The sequence below is a fragment of the Bradyrhizobium sp. USDA 4354 genome (genome assembly GCF_054060315.1).
The window spans coordinates 141,790-162,608 of sequence record NZ_JBSSDC010000001.1 but is presented as its reverse complement, the minus strand read 5'-3'; the positions used below and the strand labels follow the sequence as shown (position 1 = coordinate 162,608).

At 65.2% G+C, this 20,819-nt stretch carries 15 protein-coding genes and 1 pseudogene; 10 read left to right on the top strand and 6 right to left on the bottom strand.

From position 1 onward, the window contains the following. Positions 1-15 precede the first annotated feature (15 nt). On the top strand, positions 16-144 hold the full coding sequence (locus ACVIIV_RS00815; protein WP_456742467.1) for a hypothetical protein: 129 nt from the start codon (positions 16-18) through the stop codon (positions 142-144). Positions 145-161: 17 nt separating this feature from the next. Here ACVIIV_RS00815 and ACVIIV_RS00810 read toward each other — a convergent pair whose 3' ends face one another. The 4 genes from ACVIIV_RS00810 to ACVIIV_RS00795 form a co-directional block, all read right to left on the bottom strand. After that, entirely contained in the window at positions 162-1,157 is a 996-nt protein-coding gene (locus tag ACVIIV_RS00810) for an NAD-dependent epimerase/dehydratase family protein (protein ID WP_456742466.1), read from the bottom strand. Positions 1,158-1,223: 66 nt separating this feature from the next. Then, the gene (locus tag ACVIIV_RS00805; protein WP_456742465.1) at positions 1,224-2,297 is read right to left on the bottom strand and encodes a hypothetical protein; all 1,074 of its coding nucleotides are present in this window, start codon (positions 2,295-2,297) and stop codon (positions 1,224-1,226) included. A gap of 71 nt (positions 2,298-2,368) precedes the next feature. Further along, complete coding sequence (locus ACVIIV_RS00800) at positions 2,369-3,856, bottom strand: flavin-containing monooxygenase (protein WP_456742464.1); 1,488 nt, start codon at positions 3,854-3,856, stop codon at positions 2,369-2,371. 107 nt (positions 3,857-3,963) lie between these two features. Further along, positions 3,964-4,413 carry a cupin domain-containing protein gene (locus ACVIIV_RS00795; protein WP_092184980.1) on the bottom strand — a complete coding sequence of 150 codons (450 nt, stop codon included), beginning with the start codon at positions 4,411-4,413 and terminating at the stop codon, positions 3,964-3,966. A 189-nt stretch (positions 4,414-4,602) separates the two neighbouring features. On the opposite strand from ACVIIV_RS00795, the gene ACVIIV_RS00790 reads away from it, so the two are divergent. Then, positions 4,603-5,628: an AraC family transcriptional regulator gene (locus tag ACVIIV_RS00790; RefSeq protein ID WP_456742463.1), complete on the top strand. Its 1,026-nt coding sequence runs from the start codon at positions 4,603-4,605 to the stop codon at positions 5,626-5,628. Positions 5,629-5,637: 9 nt separating this feature from the next. On the opposite strand, the gene ACVIIV_RS00785 is transcribed toward ACVIIV_RS00790, so the two are convergent. Both ACVIIV_RS00785 and ACVIIV_RS00780 read right to left on the bottom strand, forming a co-directional pair. Beyond that, the gene (locus tag ACVIIV_RS00785) at positions 5,638-7,494 is read right to left on the bottom strand and encodes an ATP-binding protein (protein WP_456742462.1); all 1,857 of its coding nucleotides are present in this window, start codon (positions 7,492-7,494) and stop codon (positions 5,638-5,640) included. Positions 7,495-7,622: 128 nt separating this feature from the next. Further along, the gene (locus tag ACVIIV_RS00780; RefSeq protein ID WP_456742461.1) at positions 7,623-8,255 is read right to left on the bottom strand and encodes a cupin domain-containing protein; all 633 of its coding nucleotides are present in this window, start codon (positions 8,253-8,255) and stop codon (positions 7,623-7,625) included. 221 nt (positions 8,256-8,476) lie between these two features. Between ACVIIV_RS00780 and ACVIIV_RS00775 the strand changes: the two genes are divergently transcribed. The 8 genes and pseudogenes from ACVIIV_RS00775 (at position 8,477) to ACVIIV_RS00740 (ending at position 20,800) form a co-directional block, all read left to right on the top strand. Then, entirely contained in the window at positions 8,477-10,168 is a 1,692-nt protein-coding gene (locus ACVIIV_RS00775; protein ID WP_456742460.1) for a peptide ABC transporter substrate-binding protein, read from the top strand. 27 nt (positions 10,169-10,195) lie between these two features. Beyond that, positions 10,196-11,146, top strand: a complete 951-nt coding sequence (locus tag ACVIIV_RS00770) for an ABC transporter permease (RefSeq protein ID WP_456742459.1) — start codon at positions 10,196-10,198, stop codon at positions 11,144-11,146. Positions 11,147-11,149: 3 nt separating this feature from the next. Further along, positions 11,150-12,025, top strand: coding sequence for an ABC transporter permease (locus ACVIIV_RS00765; protein WP_456742458.1), 876 nt, complete (start codon positions 11,150-11,152; stop codon positions 12,023-12,025). A gap of 39 nt (positions 12,026-12,064) precedes the next feature. Beyond that, positions 12,065-13,393, top strand: coding sequence for an NAD(P)/FAD-dependent oxidoreductase (locus ACVIIV_RS00760; protein WP_456742457.1), 1,329 nt, complete (start codon positions 12,065-12,067; stop codon positions 13,391-13,393). 7 nt (positions 13,394-13,400) lie between these two features. Continuing rightward, positions 13,401-14,327 carry a 2-hydroxyacid dehydrogenase gene (locus ACVIIV_RS00755; protein ID WP_456742456.1) on the top strand — a complete coding sequence of 309 codons (927 nt, stop codon included), beginning with the start codon at positions 13,401-13,403 and terminating at the stop codon, positions 14,325-14,327. 9 nt (positions 14,328-14,336) lie between these two features. Beyond that, complete coding sequence (locus tag ACVIIV_RS00750) at positions 14,337-16,205, top strand: ABC transporter ATP-binding protein (protein WP_456742455.1); 1,869 nt, start codon at positions 14,337-14,339, stop codon at positions 16,203-16,205. A 448-nt stretch (positions 16,206-16,653) separates the two neighbouring features. Continuing rightward, positions 16,654-17,169: a hypothetical protein gene (locus ACVIIV_RS00745; protein WP_456742454.1), complete on the top strand. Its 516-nt coding sequence runs from the start codon at positions 16,654-16,656 to the stop codon at positions 17,167-17,169. A 302-nt stretch (positions 17,170-17,471) separates the two neighbouring features. Continuing rightward, positions 17,472-20,800 (top strand): annotated as a pseudogene (locus ACVIIV_RS00740) (adenylate/guanylate cyclase domain-containing protein). The last annotated feature ends 19 nt before the right edge of the window (positions 20,801-20,819 follow it).

Here is a 20,819-nt window from a genome sequence, read left to right as displayed (position 1 = left end):
TTTGACAGATTTGTCATGGTGCTTTTCACTGGGCGCACGATCGAGCACAATTGTATCAAAGGCGGTGCGACCACCACCAACGAAGCGCTGCGCAAGGCCTACGACAATAATGGCCTGAAGGACTCATCGATCCGGACGGACTAGTCTGTCGGCGCAATTGGCTAGATCCCGGTCGCAGCTGCCCCTCGCGCATGCCATGCTGCAAGCACGTCCCGCTCTTCATTGGCGGTAAGCCCGATTACCGGGCCGTTGCTGGCGTTGAGCCAATGCAGCGTATCGCGTGCGGTGACCGCGACCGGTCGCGAGGTCAGGCCCGCCGCGCGCGCCGGCGAGGTGTCGCGCGTCAGGAACCCGGCGTAGTCCGGCAATGGCAGCCACATCGGCAATGACCGCGGACCTGCCCAGCGCCTGGCGTCATGCGCTTCCAGAAAGGTGCGATCGACCCAGGTGAAGGTGCATGACGCATCCAGCGCGGATGCGCACTCGGCCAGGAATTCGCCGCGCGTGCGGATGGGCCCAATCCCGTCATAGATGCCGGTGAGACGGGTCTCTGCCGCATGCACGATCCACTGCGCGAGATCGCGCACGTCGATGAACTGGACCGCATCCTCCGGCGATCCCGGCGCCAGCACCTCGCCGCCGCGCGCCAGCCGCGCCGGCCAGTAGGCGAACCGTCCGGTCGGGTCCTCGGGCCCTGCGATCAGGCCGGCGCGGCAGATGAAGGCATCGCCGCCGACCGCCTGCTCGCAGGCGACCTTGGCGGCGCCATAGATCGCGTCGGTGCTGTGCTCGACGTCCTCGGCGATGGGCTCGCGCAACGGTGCCGTTTCGGCGCGTTGTCCCGGGATGCGATTGTCGGCATAGACGCTGATCGTGGAGACGAAGGTCCAATGCACGCCCGGCCGCTTCAGCGCGGCGACCGCACGACGGACCTGGCCGGGATGACGCGAGACGTCGACCACGGCGTCGAATGTCGCACCCGCGAGCGGCGCAAGCCCGTCGGCCGCGTCGCGGTCGATTCGCACGAAGCGTGCGCCCGCGGCAATCGGCCCGGCAAGGCCGCGGGCGGCGCAGGTCACGTCATGACCCCCAGCGCAAGCATGGCTTGCGATCGCACGCCCGAGAAACTGGCTGCCGCCGAGAACGAGAATGTGCATGGAACGGTCCGTGTCGCCGACGAGGTCGCGAGACTACAACCCTTACTGGCAGTTGCAACCGGTCCATCAGCGCGGCCTGATCTCCTCGTGTTTCGCCATCGCGCGCTCAAACTTCCGGTTGAACAGCCACATCGCAGCGAGGATCTCGCGGTAGCTTGCCGAGGTACGCGCCCGGTCGGCCTGTCCGAAAGCAAAAATGCTGTTGTTGCGCAGGTGCTTCATGATCGTGGGGCTGGACACCCTGTAGTTCAGGAGATCGCCCGATTTGAGCGCAGACCTGGTCGGGGTGGGAACGATCTGGATCAGCTCGAACAGCTTCATCTGGTCGATCGGGTCGGGCAGCGTCCTCACGATTCCAGGTATCTCGCGGAACAGGTCGGCATGCGCGTTCATCAGCCCGTCGCGCACGTTGGTCCAGTGGTTGAAGCGGTGATCGGTGCCGCGGGCCCGCGCCTCTTCCTTCTCGTCGCGCGCACTCAGCGCCGGATCGATCGCGGCGATGTCGTCCTTGATGGCCTCCCATTTCCTGCGGCCGTTGCGGTCTTCGGAGGGGCCGGTCTGGAAGCTGCCCATATAGGTGTTCGAGCGCGCATTGCGGACATTCTGCTTGCCGTTGGTCTCCGCAAAGAACAGCCCGAGGCTGATGCGCCCCGCAGCCTCGGCATGTTCAGGGGCAAGCCCCTTGGCGCGGGCGATCGCAACGGCGAGATCGACGACATCCCTAAACGGCGTCGGCGAGTCCTGCGCGCTGGCAGGCGGCGCCTCCATGATGTCGAACAGCTTGCCGTACTCGTCGACCAGCGGCTCGATGTCGGCATCGAAATAGGCCGGCGGAATCTCGAACTTGTTCGGCCGGCCGATCCGCGACGGCATGGCGTCGGTGAGGTCCTTGTAGCTGCTGATCACAGCGACGCGCGCGAGATAGAGCGCCTGTCCCGGCAGGTTCGGCAGCGGCTCCTTCGCCTCGATCTGGCGCCGCCGCTCGGCGAGGATGGATTTGAAGTCGGCGAGCGCCCGCTCGTAGGTGGCGAGCGCCTCGGATTGCCTTGGCGTCGGCGCGGCCTTCTGCGCAACGGCGGGCGCCGCGACGAAGAAGGCGGCAGCCGCAAAGGCCGCGGCGGCAAGTCGTCTCGATCCCATGGCTGGTTCCTGTCGATTCGAGGGCCAGCCGGATCGTAAACATCAGACGCGAGCAGCCGCAAATTCTCCTTTCATGCCGCCCGGTACTCCGGCGCCGTCGCCAGGAACTTCGCGTAAACATCCGCATCCGGCGGCAGGAAGCGGCCTGCGAGCCCGCCGCGCTTCTGGTTCTTCGCACCGATGTCGGCCATCAGCTCGTCGAAATGGCGGTAGTGATAGGGGGCGACGCAGAGGCCGCCATAGACGCCCGCGGCCGGCCGCTCGACGCGCTTGAAGTGCAGCATCATCTCGATGTTGTCGCGCATCGCTTGCGCCGTCGGCTGATTGGCGAGCTGGCCGTCGGCATAGCGCACCAGCCAGTTGGCAGCGAGGTCGGCGCAGAGCACGGTGCAGAACGAGGAGTTGAAGCCGACGAAGCCGAGCTCGGGTAGATCAGGGTTGGCGATCAGGCGATAGAGCCGGTACTGGCCGTCGGCATCGACCAGCTTCTGCTGATAGGCCGCGGGCAGGAACGGCACGCCGAGCTTGTAGCCGATCGCGAGCACCGCGACGTCGGCGCTGACGCGCTCGCCGCCGCTCATCACGATGCTGTCGCCCTCGTAATGATCGAACGTGCCGAACACCGCCTTGATACGGCCGTCGGCGACCATCGGATAGAAGCCCGGCGTTGCGATTGGCACCGAGCAGTTGACGCCGTCCTCGATCCGATCCGTCGGCACCATCTTGCACTGTTTGAGCTTGAGCTGCGCCTTCAGCAGGCTCTCCAGCCCGCGCCAATTGGCCCAGACCAGCGGCGCGGAGAGGCGATGAGCAAGCCTTGCCATCGCGCTCGCGCCCCAGCCCGGAAACATCTCCTCCTGCGCGCGGATGTAGAGGATGCGCTTGAAGTTGACGAGCCCGCCGATGAAATAGGGAATGCGCCAGACCGGTTCGCGCATCACGATCGTCACCTCGCGCGCGCCTGATTTCACCGCATTCACCGCGATGTCGGTCGCCGATTTCGAGCCGCCAAGCACGACGACACGACGTCCTTTCGCGAGCGTGGGATCGCCGTATTTCGACGAGTGCAGGATCTGGCCGCCCTGCGCCAGAAAGCCGTCCTCGCCGGGGCAATGCAGCTCGCGCGGCTCGTTGAACTGCCCGGTGCAGACCGCGACGAAATCGAAGTCTTCGTTCGTCGTGCCGTCCTTGCTCGTCAGGGTGAGGGTCCAGCCGGGCTTGCCGTCGGCGCGCCGCGCCATGTCGGCGACTTCGGTGTTGAGGCGCAGCATGTGGTCGAGTCCAAAACTCTTGGCGTAGTCGGCGAGATAGGCGTGGACCTGCGGCCCGGTCGGCCATTCCGGATAGGCGTCCGGCATGGCGCGGTCGGTGTAGCGGTAGAGTTCCTTGGGGCTCTGGGTCTGCACCTCAGGATAGGAGCGCGCCGGCTCCCAGACGCCGCCGAGATCGCTGCTGCGCTCGACGATGGTGACGCGGTGGCCGCGGCTGGAGAACGCTTTTGCGGCGGCAAGACCGGAGACGCCGGCGCCGATCACGCAGACATGTTTTGGGCTGACCATGGGGTTGCTCGCAATCGATGTGTTTCGCGCGCAAGCGGCCACGTTCGGCCGCAAGGCGCGGCCGGCCGAGCTGCTCGCAGATGAAAGTGGACGGGGTGGCGGGCTGCCTAGTCGTTGGCCTCGGGCGGCAGGAAGTCGACCTCATGCAGCGCCGAGATGCGCACGACTTCGGCAGGGTCGGTCAGATTGTGCAGCTGATTGAACAGCGCCTCCAGCTTCTGCATCGGCGAGACCCAGAACAGCGCGCGGCATGGCTTGTCGGATTTGTTGAAATAGCCGTGCGGAATGCCGCGCGGCATGCGCACGAGGTCGCCGGCATGAGCCTTGACCCATTGGCCGTCGAGCTTGAGGTCGAGCGTGCCTTCCTGCACCAGGATGAACTCGTCCTGGGTCGGATGGATGTGCACCGGCACGAACTGCCCGGGATCGCTGTTGGTCTCGAACGCGAACGTGGAATCGGTGACGGCCTTGGGGAAATAGACCTGGCCCAGGATGTTCCAGCTCTTTCCGCCATAGCCCGTGCCAACAGCGGTAATGCCCTTTTCGAGTGCAGTCATGGCTTGCTCCTCATGGATTCCGGCGGGGACGGAGCTTCCGCCAGCTGGTGGCCGGCTGTCTATCCGCTAAACGAATCCGGACGCGGCTATTGCCATGCAGCACGACGGTTTTGCGGGTTGCTGCCCTTTTCGCACCCGGGGAACTATTATAGGCTTAAAGCAATTCCGTGACGCGAAGCGTGGTCGAAGATGTCCGCAGCCGTGCTGGAAATGAGCGCAAGGGCGTCTGCAGCCGAACGGCTCGCGGATTTCGCCCGCGTCACCACTGACGATGTCGACGAGGCGGCCGAGCAGATCGGCCGCATCTTCTGCCCGCACGATCTCGAGCCGACACGGCCACGCGCGGCCGGTTTCTCGGCCCGGCACAATTGCGCGGCATTCGACGGCTTCTCCATCAACTACGTGGCCTATGGCGGATCGGTTGGTATCGATCCCGGCTGCCTCGAGCGCTTCTTCCTGGTGCAGATCCCGCTCGCGGGCGCCGCCCGCATTCGTGCCGGCCATCGTGAGCTCGATGCCGCGCCGGGCCGGACGGCGTCGCTGCTGTCGCCGACGATTCCGACCCGGATGATGTGGAGCGAGTGTGCGCAGGCGATCCTGCTGCTCGATCGCCGCATGGTCGAGCAGCGCGCCGCGGCGCTGTCGGGCAGGGCGGCAGGGGTAGTCGAGTTCGATCCGGTGATCGATTTGGACGCGCCCTCCGGGCGGGCCTTGCAGACCAGCCTTGCCGGGCTGATGACGCTCGCCGAGCGAGTCGGTCCCTCCGGCCGCCTGTCGCCGGTCGCAATGGCCGATTGGCGCGAGCTGCTGCTCGACCATCTCCTCAACGGACAGCGGCATGGCCTGTCGGATGCGATCAGGACGTTCTCAGGGCAGGCCGAGCGCCTGCCGCGCGCGCTCCGCGCCGCGCGCGACCATCTGGCGGACAATGCCGACGAGCCGCTCGACCTCGTGCAGCTCGCCCGCATCTCCGGCATCGGCATCCGTGCGCTCCAGCTCGGCTTCCGCCGTCACTTCGGCGTCTCGATCTCACAGATGCTGCTCGACATGCGCCTTGCGGGCCTGCATGCGCGCCTCGCGCAGGTCGCGCCCGATGCCTCCATCACCGAGATCGCCTTCGAACTCGGCTTCACCCATCTCGGCCGCATGGCCGGCGCCTACCGCGAAAAGTTCGGCGAGACGCCGTCGGCGACGTTGCGGCGAAGGATGAGCTAGCGCGGCCGCCTACTTCCGCGACCGCGTCGTGTTGTCTTCCGCCGCCTGCCTGCGCAGAAAAGCCTCGACATCGGCCTGTACCGAGTAGGGCGTCGGGATCGCATCGCCGGCGGAATCGACTGCGGTGTCGAGGCAGCGGCGCAGCAGGCGTGCCAGCTCGGCCTTGCGGTAGGGCTTTCGCAGCAGCGGCGCGCCCATCGTGGCGCGTCCCTGTGTATGCAGCGAGTCGTAGGCGTAACCGGAGGTGAACAGCACCCGTAAGGACGGCCGCGCGGCCACCATCTGCTCGGCGAGCTCGCGTCCGTTCATGCTGCCGGCCAGCACGATGTCGGTGAAGAGCAGATCGAACGGCGTGCCTTTGGCTGCGATGGTGAGGGCTTCGGTCGCATTGACGGCCGGGATGACCTTGTAGCCGAGGCTTTCGAGCTGGACCGTGACGTAGTGGCGAACGTCGCGGTCGTCCTCGACGCAGAGGACGGTTTCCTTGCCGCCCACGATCTTGCGATCGTCGTCGCCGGTCGGGCGCAGCGTGCTCGCCTCCGCCTTCGGCAGGTAGATCGTGAAGACCGTGCCGCGTCCTTCCTCGGACGCGACCTTGATGCCGCCGCCGGACTGCTTGACGAAACCGAACACCATGCTGAGCCCGAGCCCCGTGCCCTTGCCGACCTCCTTGGTCGAGAAGAACGGATCGAAGATGCGTTCGAGGATGGCCTGCGGGATGCCGGTGCCGGTGTCGGCGATCTCGATCTCGACATAGTCGCCGGCATAGCCGGCACCGACCGCGGCGGCCTCGCGCACGCCGAACACGACGTTGCGTGTCGTCAGCGTCAGCCTGCCGCCATCCAGCATCGCGTCGCGGGCATTGATCGCGAGGTTGAGCAGCGCCGAGCTCAGCTGGCTGCGATCAGCGTAGGCGAGCCAGACGCTGCCGCCTAACTTCGTCACGATCTCGATCTTCTTGTCGAAGGTTGCCAGCAGCAGCTTGGCGAGTTCTTCGATGAGCTCGTTGACATCGATCTCGGCCGGCTGCAGCGCCTGCTTGCGGGCAAAGGAGAGCAAGCTCGATGTCAGCGCGGCGCCGCGATCGGCGGCCTCGCTGATCAGCTTGGTGATGGTCGAAAGCGGCGGGTTGTCCTTGACGGCGTCGGCGAGGATCTCGATCGTGCCTGTTATCACCGTGAGCATATTGTTGAATTCATGCGCGATGCCGCCGGTGAGTTGCCCGACCGCCTCCATCTTCTGGGACTGGATCAGCTGCTCCTCGGCGGCTCGCTTCTGGGTGATATCCCTGACGAAGGCGTTGATGATGGAGCGTTCTCCGATCCGCGACACCGTGCTGGACGCCTCGACCAGAATGCGCTCGCCGTTCCTGTGCACCAGGGTGACTTCGAAGCGCATGCCGGCCGGCGTGTCGGACAATTCCGGAACGAGGCGCGCCATGCGTTGCCTGAAGGCGGCGCGCAGCGGCTCGGCGACGACGAGATCGACGACGTCGGCGCCGAGCGCCTCCTGGCGGGTCCATCCGGTCAGCGCCTCCGCCTGAAAGCTCCACTCCAGCACGGCGCCGCTTTCGTCGATCTGAATGAAGGCATCGAGCGCGGTCTTGATGACGGCTTGCATCATCTGCGCGTTGGCCTGCGCCTGCTCAGCCAGCTGCTCAGCGGTGCGTTTTTGCTGCGATGCCTCGATCGTGCGGGTGCAGAGATGGGCAAGCAACACCGCAACGGCGGCGCTTGCCAGCAGGGCGATGAGCCGGGCCGTGCCGAATTCCGCGGTGCCGGTCGCCAGATCGGAGGTCAGGAAGACTGCAGCAGTCACGACGACCTGTGCGGCCAACGCGAGTGTCAGAAGCCCCCTGAGTTTCATCGTCTCACACCAAAGACGCCAGCCGCGGACCGCCCGGCCGCCTTGTCGAGCGGCGGGCATCATGTGAGCTACAGACTCGGCGCGGCGGCGTCGAGGGGCAATTTCCGGTGGTGCGGAACGGGGCCGCCTTAACCGGCCGGCGATTCGGTCTGGCGCAGCGTCGTCACCCAGATCGCGCGCGCCACCTGCTGGGTCGGGTTGTCGAACATGTGCGGCACGATGCTCGGAAAACGAAAGCTGTCGCCGGCCTCCAGCAGGTGGGCCTGGTTGTCGAGCCACAGCCGCAGACTGCCCGAGAGGATGTAACCCGCCTTCTCGCCGGTGTGCTGCAGGAAGTCGGTGCCGGAGGAGGCGCCGGGATTGAGCGTGAGCTCGTAGAGCTCGAGCTGGCCTTTGCCTTCCGGGGTCAGCGCTTCCTTGACGACGCCGCTGGCGGTGAGCCGCAGCAGCCGCCGGTTGTTCTTGCGCACGATGTAACGCTGCCCGTCGGCGGGATCGCTGCTTTCGAAGAAGTAGGAGATGGGAACGTCGAGCGCGATGCTGAGCAGGCGCAGCGTGCGGATCGAGGGCATGGCGCGCGCGCGTTCGAGCTGGCTGATCATGCCGGTGGACAGGCCGGTCTTGTTGGCGACGTCCTGGATCGAGAGGCCGGCGCGCTGGCGCAGCAGCCGCACGGTTTCACCCAGCCGCTGGTCGACGGCGTCGTCGGCCTCGACCGTCGAGGCGTCCTTCGGACTATTCGTTTCGCCGCGACCATTCATGTCGCTCTCCCATGCATCATCTCAGCCTCGGACCGGATCCGTCCCATGGCTTCAGTCGGAGTGAAAAGGTCGCGCATACTAGCAATGCGATTGACAGCTGTATTTAGTCATGATGAAATTTTGGCTGAAAAATTTAGAAGCACTAAAGCCCACTCCTGTCCCTCTGCCGGGGTCTCGGGGGCGCGGGAGACGGTGCCGCGTGCGGAAACGGAGAGTGGGTCATGGCAGACGACACCGGCAAGCTCGGCGTTGGGGCACTGCATCTCGGCATTCCGAATCGCCGTCAATTCTTTCAGCTCGGCGCCGGAGCCGCGGCGGGATGGACGCTTTCGAGCAACGCCTTCGCCCAGACCGAACGCCCGACCAATCCGCCGGACAAGCCGCGCGGCCAGGTGATCGCGGCGCTGTCGCAGGAGCCGACCGTCTTTCATCCGCTGATGCCGGGCATCGAGGTCGACCAGGGCATTTGGTGGCAGGTGTTCTCGCTGCTCTGGTACATCGATCCCGCCGGCAATTTCGTTCCCGACCTCGCACGCGAGGTCCCGACCATCGAGAATGGAGGCCTCTCGGCCGACGGCCTGACCTGGAAGATCAAGCTGCGCAACGACGTGAAGTGGCACGATGGCACGCCTTTCACCGCCGAGGACGTGAAGTTCTCGCTCGAGCTGATCAACGACGCCAACTTCCGCGCGCGCAGCCGCGTCGGCCACAGTCTTGTGAAGGACATCAAGGTCGTCGCAGCCGACGAGATCCACTGGCGCATGGAAGCGCCCTATTCGCCCTACATGTCGATCCTGGGATCGCTGACCTTCATCGTGCCGAAACACATCCTGGAGAAGGTGTCAGATCCGAACGCCTCGCCGTTCCACAATGCGCCTGTCGGCACCGGGCCCTTCCGCTGGGGCGAACGCGTGCCCGGCGACCACATCCTGCTCAACGCCCACACCGGCTATCACGGCAAGGGGCCTTACGTCGAACGCGTGGTCTTCAAATACATTCCCGACCTTACCGTGCTCTACACCCAGTTCCGCACCGGCCAGGTCGACTACACCGGCCTGCAGGGCATCTTGCCGAACTTCGTGCAGGAGGCGAAGACGCTGAAGGGCCGCAAGATCGTGGTCTCCTCGACGTCCTCGGTGGAGCATATCGCGCCCAATCTGGAGTTCGGTCCCTTTGCCGACCGCGCGGTACGCGAGGCGCTCTATCTCGCCATCAACAAGCAGGCGATCATCGATGCGCTCTATTACGGCCTGCCGACGCAGACCGAGAGCTTCGTGCCGCAACAGGCCTGGTCGTTTCAGCAGGGACTGCCGCAGCATAAATACGATCCGGCCAAGGCCAACGCGCTGCTCGATGCCGCAGGATGGGTGCGCGGCTCCGGTGGCGTGCGCGAGAAGGACGGCGTCAAGCTCGAATTCACCAACTCGACCACATCGGGCAACGCGGTGCGCGAGCAGACCCAGCAGCTCCTGATCCAGGACTGGCGCGCGATCGGCGCTGCGATGCGCGTCAACAACATGCCGGCCGCGGTGATCTGGGGCGACTTCTGGCAGCAGTCGAAGTTCAACTCGGTGCTGGTGTCGGTGAACTTCATGCTGGGCAGTGATCCCGACGTGACGCCGCGCTTCGGCTCCGGCGCCATCCCTGCCAAGGGCGGCCGCGGCTACAACACCTATCAGTACAAGAACGCGGAAGCGGATCGTCTGCTCGCCGAAGGCGCCAGGCAGTTCGAGCTCGCACAGCGCAAGACCACCTATGGCGAGCTGCAGAAGCTGATCCGCAACGATTATGCGATCCTGCCGATGTTCCAGGGCTTCATCGCCGAAGGCGTGAAGGAAGGGCTGCAAGGCTTCCGTCCCAACATCAACACCTCGATCAACTGCTGGAACATCCGCGAATGGTACTGGGCCTGATGTCCTGGGCACGCTGGATCGCCTGAGATGGCCCGTTACGTCGTCAACCGCCTGGCGCAGGCGATCATGCTGCTGGTCATCGTCTCGGCGATCGGCTTTGCCATCCTGCATCTGGCGCCCGGCGGCCCGCTGTCGCAGTTTGCCATCTCCGGGCAGATGACGCAGGAGGATCTCGACCGCGTCACCAGGCAGCTCGGCCTCGATCGGCCGCTGCCGATCCAGTATCTCGACTGGTTCGGCCGCATGGTGAGAGGCGATTGGGGCCGCTCCTATCGTGACGGCGAGGCGGTGCTGTCGGTGATCTCCTCGCATCTCGGCGCCACGCTGGAGCTGATGGCGACGGCGACGATCATCGCGGTGCTGCTCGGCTGCTGGATCGGCGTGCTGGGTGCGCTGCGCCGCTATTCGCTGTTCGATACGCTCGCGACCGTGGGCGCCATGATCGCGCTGTCGATCCCGACCTTCTGGTTCGGCCTCGTCACCATCTACGTCTTCTCGGTGAAGCTCGGCTGGCTGCCGGCCGGCAACCGCCAGACCGTCGGCGACGGCTCCTTCCTCGACCTGCTGCATCACCTGATCGCGCCGGCTATGGTGCTGGCGCTGGTCGAGACCGCGATGTGGGGCCGCTTCATGCGTTCCTCGATGCTCGAGGTCATCAACCAGGATTACATCCGCACCGCGCGCGCCAAGGGCATGCCGGAATGGCGCATCCTCACGGTGCACGCGCTGCGCAACGCGCTGCTGCCGATGATCACGGTCGCGGGCCTGCAGTTTCCGACTCTGCTCGGCGGCGCGCTGGTTGCGGAGACCGTGTTCACCTGGCCCGGCATGGGCCGCCTGTTCCTCGATTCCATCGGCTACCGCGACTATCCGGTGGTGATGGGCATTCTGATGTTCTCGGCGACGATGGTGCTGATCGGCTCGCTGCTTGCCGACATCTTCTATGCCGTCGTCGATCCGCGCATCCGGGTGGGCTAGGCGATGGCGACCGCGACCCTTGCCACCGTCCAGCTCGCCCCCGGCCAGGCCGCGTGGCGGCGCTTCCGCCGGCACCGGCTCGCGCTCGCCGGCGCCGTGATCATCCTGGTGCTCGTGCTCGGCTCGGCGTTCGGTCCCTATCTGCTGCCGTTCGACGACACCTATATCGACATCATGAAGCGGTTCGCGCCGCCGCTGTCGGGCGCGCATATCCTCGGCACCGACGAGCTCGGCCGCGACGTGCTGGCGCGGCTGATGATGGGCGGGCGCGTGTCGCTCTCGATCGGCATCGTCGCGATGGTGATCGCGATGGCGGTCGGAATTGCCGTCGGCGCCTTCGCCGGCTTCTATGGCGGCGTGGTCGGCGCGGTCCTGATGCGGCTCGTCGACGCCGTGCTGTGCTTTCCGACGATCTTCCTCCTGCTCGCGCTCGCGGCGCTCACCGAGCCGGGGCTCGTCACCACCACCATGCTGATCGCGGCGACGGCGTGGATGGCCGTTGCCCGCGTCGTCGAGGCCCAGGTGCGGTCGTTGCGCGAGCGTGAGTTCGCGGTGGCCGCGCTCGCTTTCGGCTCGTCGAATCTGCGGATCATGTTCCGCGAGCTCGTGCCCAATGCGATCGCGCCGATCGTGGTCGCCGCGACGCTGAACGTTGCGAAAGCGATCCTGCTCGAATCCTATGTCAGCTATCTCGGCTATGGCATCCAGCCGCCGGCGGCGAGCTGGGGCAACATGCTCAACAATGCGCAGATCTATCTCACCAGCGCGCCCTGGCTCGCGATCGCGCCGGGCGTCGCCATCACGCTCGCGGTGACCAGCTTCAACTTTCTCGGTGACGGCCTGCGCGACGCGCTCGATCCGCGAATGAACATCCCGTGACGAGTAAGACCCGATCGAACTGAACTCCAGGAGTGCCCCATGTCCCCGCCGCTCAACCGTATCAACAGCGACGAACGCCTACCGGCGCAGGTGGATGTCGTCGTCATCGGTGGCGGCGTCATCGGCGTCTCGGCGGCCTATCATCTGGCGAAGAAGGGGCACTCCGTCGCCCTGGTCGAGAAGGGCCATGTCGGCGGCGAGCAGTCGAGCCGCAATTGGGGCTGGTGCCGCCAGCAGGGCCGCGCCCGCGAGGAGATCCCGCTCGCCCGCGAGGCGCTGCGGCTGTGGGAGGACATGCAGAACGACGCCGGCGTCGATGCCGGCTTCCGCCGCACCGGCGTCTTGTTTCTCACCAAGAGCAAGGACGAGCTTGCCGGTTGGGAGCGCTGGGCCGCGATCGCACGCGAGCAGCAGGTCCACTCCACCGTGCTGACGCCGGCCGAGGTCGCCGAGCGCATGCCTGATAATGCCGACACATGGGTCGGTGGCCTGCACACGCCGAGCGACGGTCGCGCCGAACCGTCGATGGCTGTCCCTGCGCTCGCCACCGCCGCGCGAAAGCACGGCGTCACCATTCATCAAGGCTGCGCCGCGCGTGGGCTGGAGACGACCGGCGGGCGGGTCAGCGCCGTCGTCACCGAGAAGGGCACCATTCGCACGCAATCGGTGCTGCTGGCGGGCGGCGCGTGGTCGTCGTTGTTCTGCCGCCGCCACGGCGTCGAGCTGCCGATCGGCCTCGTCAACGCCACCGCCTGCCGCACCACGCCGGGACCGGAGATCACCTCCGGCGCGCTCGGCACCGATTTCTACTGCATCCGCCGCCGCCTCGACGGCGGCTTCACGCTGGCGCTGCGCAACCGCGGCACAGTGGAGCTGTCGCCCGATCTGCTGCGGTATGCCTGGACATTCTTGCCGACCTATCAGCACCGCAAGAACGGCCTGAAACTGTCGTTCGGCAAGTCGTTCTTCGACCAGCTCATGCGCGGCACCAGCTGGAGCTTCGACAAGCCGTCGCCGTTCGAGGCCGAGCGTGTGCGTGATCCCGCGCCCGACATGTCGCTGGTCAATGCAGCGCTCGCGTCGCTGATCAAGTCGAATCCGGAATTGAAGGATATCGAGATCGCGGAAGCCTGGGGCGGCACCATCGACTGCACGCCCGATACGATCCCGGTGATCTCGCCGGTCGATGCGCTGCCGGGCTTCTTTCTCGCCACGGGCTTCTCCGGCCATGGCTTCGGCATCGGCCCGGCGGCCGGCAAGCTCGCCGCCGACATCGTGACCGGCGCGACGCCCCTGGTCGATCCCGCCGCCTACAGCCACAAGCGCATGATCGACGGCCGTCGGCTCGCGCCGGTCAGCCCGTTCTGAGGGCGGCATGACGGTTCTCTACAAGGCCAACATGGTGCGCGGCGCGGAGTGGGCGCGCTTCTTCGCGGAGCGCGCGCCCGACATTCCGTTCCGGCTCTGGCCCGACATCGGCAATCCCGCCGAAATCCGCCATCTGGTGGCCTGGGTGCCGCCGGATGACATCGCGACGACCTTTCCCAATCTCGAGCTGGTCTTCTCGGTTGGCGCGGGCGTCGATCAGTTCGACACCACGAAAGTCCCAGCGCACATTCCGCTGGTCCGCATGCTGGAGCCCGGCATCGCCGAGACCATGGTCGAATACGTCACCATGGTCGTGCTCGGCCTGCATCGCGATCTCCTCGACTTCATCAGCCAGCAGAAGCAGCAGGTCTGGCGCGAGATCCGGACCACGCCGGCCGGGCGTCGGCGCGTCGGCGTGATGGGGCTCGGCCAGCTCGGCCAGGCGGTGCTCGAACGGCTCAAGGCGTTCGGCTTTCCGCTATCGGGCTGGAATCGTTCGCCGCGCGAGATCGAAGGCGTCACCTGTTACGCGGGCGCTGACGCCCTGCCGAAATTTCTGGCGCAGGCCGACATTCTCGTCTGCCTGCTGCCGCTGACGGATCAGACGCGCGGCATTCTCAATGCCGACCTGTTCGCGCGCCTGCCGCGCGGCGCAGGGCTCGTCAATGTCGGGCGTGGCCCGCATCTCGTCGAAGCCGATTTCCTCGCAGCCCTCGACAGCGGCGCACTATCCGGCGCGGTGCTCGATGTCACCGATCCCGAGCCGCTGCCTGCAGGCCATCCGTTCTGGAGCCATCCGCGCATCCTGCTGACGCCGCACAATGCCAGCATGACGACGCCTGACACGGCGGTCGATTTCGTGCTCGACGTCATCGCCCGTCACCGCCGCGGCGAGGAGCTGCCGGGGCGCGTCGATCGTTCGCGGGGTTATTAGGGCAATCGCATGAGCATCGGCACAAAAAGATCCGACCAGGCCGTTGCCGAAGCGCGGGCTCCCGTACTCTCGGTCGCCGGCCTCACCACCTCCTTCATGCTCGAGCGGCGATGGATACCCGTCGTCCGCAACGTCTCGTTCGATATCGCGCCGCGCGAGACCGTCGCGATCGTCGGCGAGTCGGGCTCGGGCAAGAGCGTCACCGCGCTCTCGATCATGCGGCTGATTCCGCAGGAGATCGGCCGCGTCGAGGGCCGCGTCATGCTGGCGGGGCGCGATCTGCTCGCGCTGCCCGAAGCGAGCATGAAAGACATCCGCGGCAATGATGTCGCCATGATCTTCCAGGAGCCGATGACGAGCCTCAATCCGGTGCTCACCATCGGCTTCCAGATCGCGGAGGCGCTGATCCAGCATCGCGGCCTGACGCGCGCGGCGGCGGAGGTCGAGACCATCCGCCTGCTCGATCGCGTCCGCATCCCCGCGGCGACATCGCGCTTCCACGAGCATCCCCATCGTTTCTCCGGCGGCATGCGCCAGCGCGTGATGATCGCGATGGCGCTGGCCTGCAAGCCGAAGCTCCTGATCGCGGACGAGCCGACCACCGCGCTCGACGTCACCATCCAGGCCCAGATCCTGGAGCTCTTGAAGGAGCTCCAGCAGGAAGAGGGGATGTCGATCCTCTTCATCACCCACGATATGGGCGTGGTCGCCGAGATCGCCGACCGCACCGTGGTCATGTATGGCGGGCAGGCGGTGGAGCTTGACGCGACCTCGCGCATCTTCGCCGCGCCTTCGCATCCCTATACGCGCGCGCTGCTCGCAGCCGTGCCGCGCCTTGGCTCGATGGACGGGCGCGCGCGGCCGATGCGCTTTCCCATCGTCGACAAGGTGACGGGGACTTCGGACGAGCCGGCGGAAACGCCCGATACCGTCTCGCCGGCCGAGCGGCCGTTGCTGGAAGTCTCGGGCCTCACCACGCGCTTTCCGATCCGCTCCGGCTTGTTCGGCAAGGTCTCCGGCCGCGTCCATGCGGTCGAGAACGTCTCCTTCACCTTGCGCGCCGGCGAGACGCTGGCGCTGGTTGGCGAATCCGGTTGCGGCAAGTCGACCACGGGCCGCTCGATCCTGAAGCTGACGGAGCCCGACAGCGGCACGGTCCTGATCGACGGCCAGGATGTGCTGGCCATGAACGGCCGCACCTTGCGCGATGTCCGCAAGCACATGCAGATCGTGTTTCAGGATCCGTTCGCGAGCCTCAATCCGCGCATGTCGGTGGGAACGGCGATCGCAGCCCCGTTGCTGGCCAACGGGCTCGCCACTGCTGCGCAGGCCCATGACAAGGTCGCCGACCTGCTCGTCCGCGTCGGCCTCTCCGCCGACATGGCCGCGCGCTTCCCGCACGAATTCTCCGGCGGCCAGCGCCAGCGCATCTGCATCGCGCGTGCGCTTGCGCTCGGACCGAAGCTGATTGTCGCGGACGAAGCGGTCTCCGCGCTCGATGTCTCGGTCAAGGCGCAGGTCGTCAATTTGATGCTGGACCTCCAGGCCAGCATGGGCCTTGCCTATCTCTTTATCTCCCACGACATCGCCGTGGTCGAGCGCATGAGCCACCGCGTCGCGGTGATGTATCTCGGCGAGATCGTCGAAATTGGTCCGCGCGCTTCGGTGTTCGGCAATCCTCAGCATCCCTATACCAAGAAGCTGATGGCCGCCGTGCCGGTGCCAGATCCGTCGCGCCGCGGCACGCGCCGCCAGGCCTCGACCGACGAGATCAGAAGCCCGGTGCGCGCGCCGGATTACCAGCCGCCGGTGCGGCAATATCGCGACGTGTCGCCCGGTCACGTCGTGCAGGTCTGGGGCGAGGAGTGGTCCGCCTGATACTGCGAGCTTCACGAAGCCAAGTGCGGATCTCTGATCTCGGCAAGACGCGGGCATTTCGCTGACCAACCGCGCGTTGCAGCTCCAATTCGTTTCGCCGCCGGCTATCGAGACGATGCCGATGGGCCTCCGGAAATTGTGACCGGATGGAGCGACAGGAAAAGAGCAGTGTGTGAACCGCTTCATACTCAATCGCTCTCCTTCTGAACTACCACTGCGGCAAGAAATTGCCGCACCCGCACCATTTGGCATACACGGGTGAGATGCAGTGCCTGCGCAGCCGCGTGCGCGCAGCTTTGGATTGGCTCTCGTCTTGCTCACGAGCGAGCCAGCCCATCACTCCGCAAAGATCATTCAGAAATTGGAATGAAAGGGCATCGCGCAACTCACGCAGCTGCTGTTCGGGGTCGGCCGGTAGGCTGCTACTTACTGAGAAGGAGCCCCCCCCATGAAGATAAGCAGCGCAATTTCCAGCGCCTTCTCTTTAACGAGGCGCGTCAGCAATTTTCGGATCGCCCGTTCCAGTCTGATCAAATCGGCCCATCTTCTTGAAAGAATCGGGCTGGCAGCCATTGGGGCCTCTGGCGGCCTCTATGTTGGTGCGACCCTGTTGCGTCAGAAGGCCGGACTGTTTGAAAGCGGCTGGATCGTCTTGATAACGATGCTCTACGGAGCTCTTGGCTACTATGTCGGAATTGATCTGTCCGGCAATGTCGCACGCAGACCGACGTCGAGCATATCGGAAGAATGGAACGGTTCCGAGCCGGTCGAGATCATGAGTGCGGCCGGAACGTTCGGCGCGGCGATCGCCGCAACTCTGTCCGTCAGCATCCTTGTCCTTGATCAAAACCTGCCTAACGGCCTGATAGGCTTTGTTGCCGGCTGTTGGGTGGTTGGTTCTTCGCTTCAAGTTGCGGCGGGCACGATGGCTCGCAGCTATGACGTGCCGATCAGCGAGCAATGAAGCAACTGTGGTCACGGAAAACATCCGCTTGGCACCGTACGCCGCAGTGTTGGTTCGGTTCTGGTTTGGAGCGACCGCGACGACTGATCGCAACCTCTGCCGTCCAACGCTACGTGCCAACGATGCTTGGTAGCAAAGCCGTTCGCTTCGAGCCGCGTCACTGCTTGAAAGCGATATCGGTATTGAGAAACCTAAGTTATCGCGCAACAAACAAGACGTGCCATCATGGTGGCGTTGGTATATTGTCCGCGTGCCGTGGTCCAAAATTCTGCTAACCGCCAACCACACGATCGGTGGGAGCCATGCAGATTGCGGAGTGGCTCGAGAAGCTGGGGCTTGGGCAATACGCAGAGCCTTTTGCCCAAAATGGGATCGACATAGGCGTCCTTCCCGAACTGATGGACCAGGACTTTGAGAAGCTCGGAGTCCTGCTCGGCCATCGCCGCAGAATACTGCGTGCTATCGCCGACCTCGATCCAGCCGCATTGATCGCATCGCCCGCTCCCCCTCAGGACGCCGAGCGGCGCCACCTCACCGTTATGTTTTGCGATCTGGTCGGCTCCACCGCTCTCTCGGCGCGCCTCGATCCCGAGGATATGTGGGAAGTGATTCGGGCCTATCGCGCCGCCTGCGCGAGCGTGATCGCTGCTTATGACGGCAGGATAGCCAGATTCGTCGGTGACGGAATACTCGTCTATTTCGGCTATCCGCGTGCCCACGAAGATGACGCGGAGCGCGCGGTGCGCGCGGGCCTCGACATGATCTCCGCTATACGCCAGCTCAAAACAGGCGCCGGCGAACGGGCTGAGCTGCGGATCGCAATTGCGACCGGGCTTGTGGTGGTCGGCGACCTCATCAGCGGAGATGCGTCGGAGGAGCACGCGACCATCGGCGATACACCAAACCTCGCCGCCCGGCTCCAGAGCCTGGCGGAGCGCGGGGGTGGTCGTCGTTGCCTCGTCCACGCGCCGGCTGCTTGGCGATCTCTTCTCACTTCGCAATCTCGGCCGCCGGGAGGTCAAGGGAATAGCAGAACCCATCGCAGTCTGGGCGGTGGAAGGAGCGACCGCATCCGAGAGTCGCTTCGAGGCAGTCCGTGCCGCGCGCTCGATCGGCTTTGTCGGCCGCAAGAACGAGATCGAGTTCATCCTCTCGCGCCAGCGGGAGGCATGGCAGGGTCGGGGCCGGATCGTGTTGATTTCCGGCGAAGCGGGCATCGGCAAGTCGCGTATTGTGGCAACGCTGTCCGAAAGCCCCTCGTTGGGGACGCACCGTCGCGTGCGATATCAGTGTTCGCCTTACCACACCAACAGTGCGCTTCATCCCTTTGTCGCGCAGCTCGAGCGCGCCGCCGGAATCCGCTCGCACGACACGCCAGAACAGAAGCTCGATAAGCTCGAGGCAATGCTGGCAATAGGAACCCAGCAGGTCGCCCGGGTAACACCGCTCATTGCGGCTCTGCTTTCGATTCCCACCGGCGATCATTGCCCGCCGCTCGGCTTGAGCCCGGCGCAGCAGCGCCGACAGACATTTGCCGCCCTTCTCGATCAGCTTGAGGGATTGGCGCGAGACCAGCCGCTGCTGATCATCTGCGAGGATATGCATTGGGCCGATGCCACGACACTTGAACTGTTCGATCTCGCGGTCGATCGGATCAGGGGATTGCCGATACTCGTGCTCTTGACATCCCGGCCAGAGTTCGAGCCCTCCTGGTCGGGCCTTGCGAACGTCAGCCTGTTGCGGCTCGACCGGCTCGATCGGCAGGACACGCGCGCGCTGGTCGAGCAGGTGGTCGTCGGTCGCCAGCTGCCACGCGAGATGATGAAGCAGATCATCGACAAGACCGATGGCATCCCGCTATTCGTCGAAGAGTTGACCAAGATGGTGCTGGAGTCCGGGCTGCTCGTCGAAGATGCCGGGCGCTACCGCCTGAATAGTCCGCTCCCGCCGCTTGCGATTCCCGCGACGCTGCAGGATTCGCTGATGGCGCGGCTCGACCGGCTCGCTCCGGTCAAGGAGGTGGCGCAGATAGGCGCCGCCATTGGCCGCGACTTCTCGTACGCGCTGCTGAAAACCGTGGCGAGACGCGACGATCTGACGCTGAGCGCTGCGCTGGGACAACTTGAAGAGGCCGAACTGCTGTTGCGTCGTGGGACTCCGCCCGAAGCAAATTATAGTTTCAAGCACGCCCTTGTCCAGGAAGCGGCCTACGAGAGTCTGCTCAAGAGCAAACGGCAGGTGCTTCACACACGAATTGGCGATGTCCTGCGCGAGAAGTTTCCAGTCGTCGCCGAGACCGAGCCGGAAGTTCTGGCGCACCACTTCACAGAGGCGGGGCTGAGCGAAGTCGCCCTCGAATGGTGGCGCAAGGCGGGCCAGCAGGCGCTGAAGCGCTCGGCCTATTCCGAGGCGATTGCACATCTCGGCAAGGCCATTTGCCGCCGCCGATGAGTTGCCCGGTGATTCCGGCCGGATGATGAGCAGGCTTCATCTTCAAATTGCTTATGGCCGCGCATTGCGGGGTGGCCTCGGTCATAGCGCTCCCGAAACGGTCGCCGCATGGACGCGCGCGCGACAGTTCGCGGCCGGTATCGATGATCCCGTTGAACTTGCACCGGTCCATTCGGGTCTTTTCAACGCCTGCCTGACGCATGGCGAACTTGCTCCGATGCGGGAACTGGCGGATGCCATCAGGAGCGCCGCTGACCGACGGCCAGACTCGCCGGTTGCCGCCGTCGTGGCCCATTGGACTGGCGGCGTTACCTGCTGGTTCGGAGGCGACTTTTTGAACGCGCGAACGCATCTTGAGCGGGCGTTGGCGATCTATCGGGCCGAACCGGATCCCGCGACATTCAAGGCTTCGGCGCTGGATCTTCCGTTCGTGATCATGCGATTTCTCGCCCTGGTGCTCTGGCCGCTCGGCACCATCGCTCGCGCGCGCAGGCTCGCCGCAGAGGCGGTGAGTGCTTCAGGAGAAAAGCGGGCGCTTTCCCAGGCCAACGCGCTTGTTCATCGCGCCGTGTTCGACGGACTGTGCGGGGGCATGTTGCAGCAGACAGAGACGATCCTGGCGCTCGGTCTCGCACGCGACCACACGATGCCGCTGTACGTGGCCGCCGGCACCTACCTGAATGGCCTCGCCAAGTGGCGTGCCGGCGACCGAATGGCCGGGCTGGCGGACATGCGTCACGGCTGGACCTTGCTGCACGACAACGATTGCTACCTCTGCGAACCGTTTTGGGGAATGCATGTCGCCATGGCGGACGCAGAGGTGGGCCAGGTCGAAACCGGGCTGGAAATCTTGGGCGAGTTGATCGCCTGGACGGGACAATCCGGCCAGCATTGGCTTGATGCTGAGCTGCACCGCGTCCGGGGAGAACTTCTGTCGCGCCTCCCTTCGAACGAGTCCAGTGCCGAAGATGCCCTGAAGCGAGCGTTGGAAATCGCCCGACACCAACAGACGAAGACTTTCGAGTTGCGCAGTGCCCTCGGACTTGCGCGCCTGTACAAGACAAATGGCCGGACGGGCGCGGCATCCGAAGTGCTCGCTCCCGTGCTCGTTGAATTCGATGCGGAGCGACATCTTCCTGAAGTCGAGGAAGCGAAGCGGCTGCTCAGGCAAGAGCATTGACGACGTGCCGCGTCCCTGG

What these genes read in the sequence shown, in the direction of transcription:
- ACVIIV_RS00815 (WP_456742467.1), top strand. Translation starts at nt 16, where the DNA reads ATGGTGCTTTTCACTGGGCGCACGATCGAGCACAATTGTATCAAAGGC.
- ACVIIV_RS00810 (WP_456742466.1), bottom strand. Translation starts at nt 1,157, where the DNA reads ATGCACATTCTCGTTCTCGGCGGCAGCCAGTTTCTCGGGCGTGCGATC.
- ACVIIV_RS00805 (WP_456742465.1), bottom strand. Translation starts at nt 2,297, where the DNA reads ATGGGATCGAGACGACTTGCCGCCGCGGCCTTTGCGGCTGCCGCCTTC.
- ACVIIV_RS00800 (WP_456742464.1), bottom strand. Translation starts at nt 3,856, where the DNA reads ATGGTCAGCCCAAAACATGTCTGCGTGATCGGCGCCGGCGTCTCCGGT.
- ACVIIV_RS00795 (WP_092184980.1), bottom strand. Translation starts at nt 4,413, where the DNA reads ATGACTGCACTCGAAAAGGGCATTACCGCTGTTGGCACGGGCTATGGC.
- ACVIIV_RS00790 (WP_456742463.1), top strand. Translation starts at nt 4,603, where the DNA reads ATGTCCGCAGCCGTGCTGGAAATGAGCGCAAGGGCGTCTGCAGCCGAA.
- ACVIIV_RS00785 (WP_456742462.1), bottom strand. Translation starts at nt 7,494, where the DNA reads ATGAAACTCAGGGGGCTTCTGACACTCGCGTTGGCCGCACAGGTCGTC.
- ACVIIV_RS00780 (WP_456742461.1), bottom strand. Translation starts at nt 8,255, where the DNA reads ATGAATGGTCGCGGCGAAACGAATAGTCCGAAGGACGCCTCGACGGTC.
- ACVIIV_RS00775 (WP_456742460.1), top strand. Translation starts at nt 8,477, where the DNA reads ATGGCAGACGACACCGGCAAGCTCGGCGTTGGGGCACTGCATCTCGGC.
- ACVIIV_RS00770 (WP_456742459.1), top strand. Translation starts at nt 10,196, where the DNA reads ATGGCCCGTTACGTCGTCAACCGCCTGGCGCAGGCGATCATGCTGCTG.
- ACVIIV_RS00765 (WP_456742458.1), top strand. Translation starts at nt 11,150, where the DNA reads ATGGCGACCGCGACCCTTGCCACCGTCCAGCTCGCCCCCGGCCAGGCC.
- ACVIIV_RS00760 (WP_456742457.1), top strand. Translation starts at nt 12,065, where the DNA reads ATGTCCCCGCCGCTCAACCGTATCAACAGCGACGAACGCCTACCGGCG.
- ACVIIV_RS00755 (WP_456742456.1), top strand. Translation starts at nt 13,401, where the DNA reads ATGACGGTTCTCTACAAGGCCAACATGGTGCGCGGCGCGGAGTGGGCG.
- ACVIIV_RS00750 (WP_456742455.1), top strand. Translation starts at nt 14,337, where the DNA reads ATGAGCATCGGCACAAAAAGATCCGACCAGGCCGTTGCCGAAGCGCGG.
- ACVIIV_RS00745 (WP_456742454.1), top strand. Translation starts at nt 16,654, where the DNA reads ATGAAGATAAGCAGCGCAATTTCCAGCGCCTTCTCTTTAACGAGGCGC.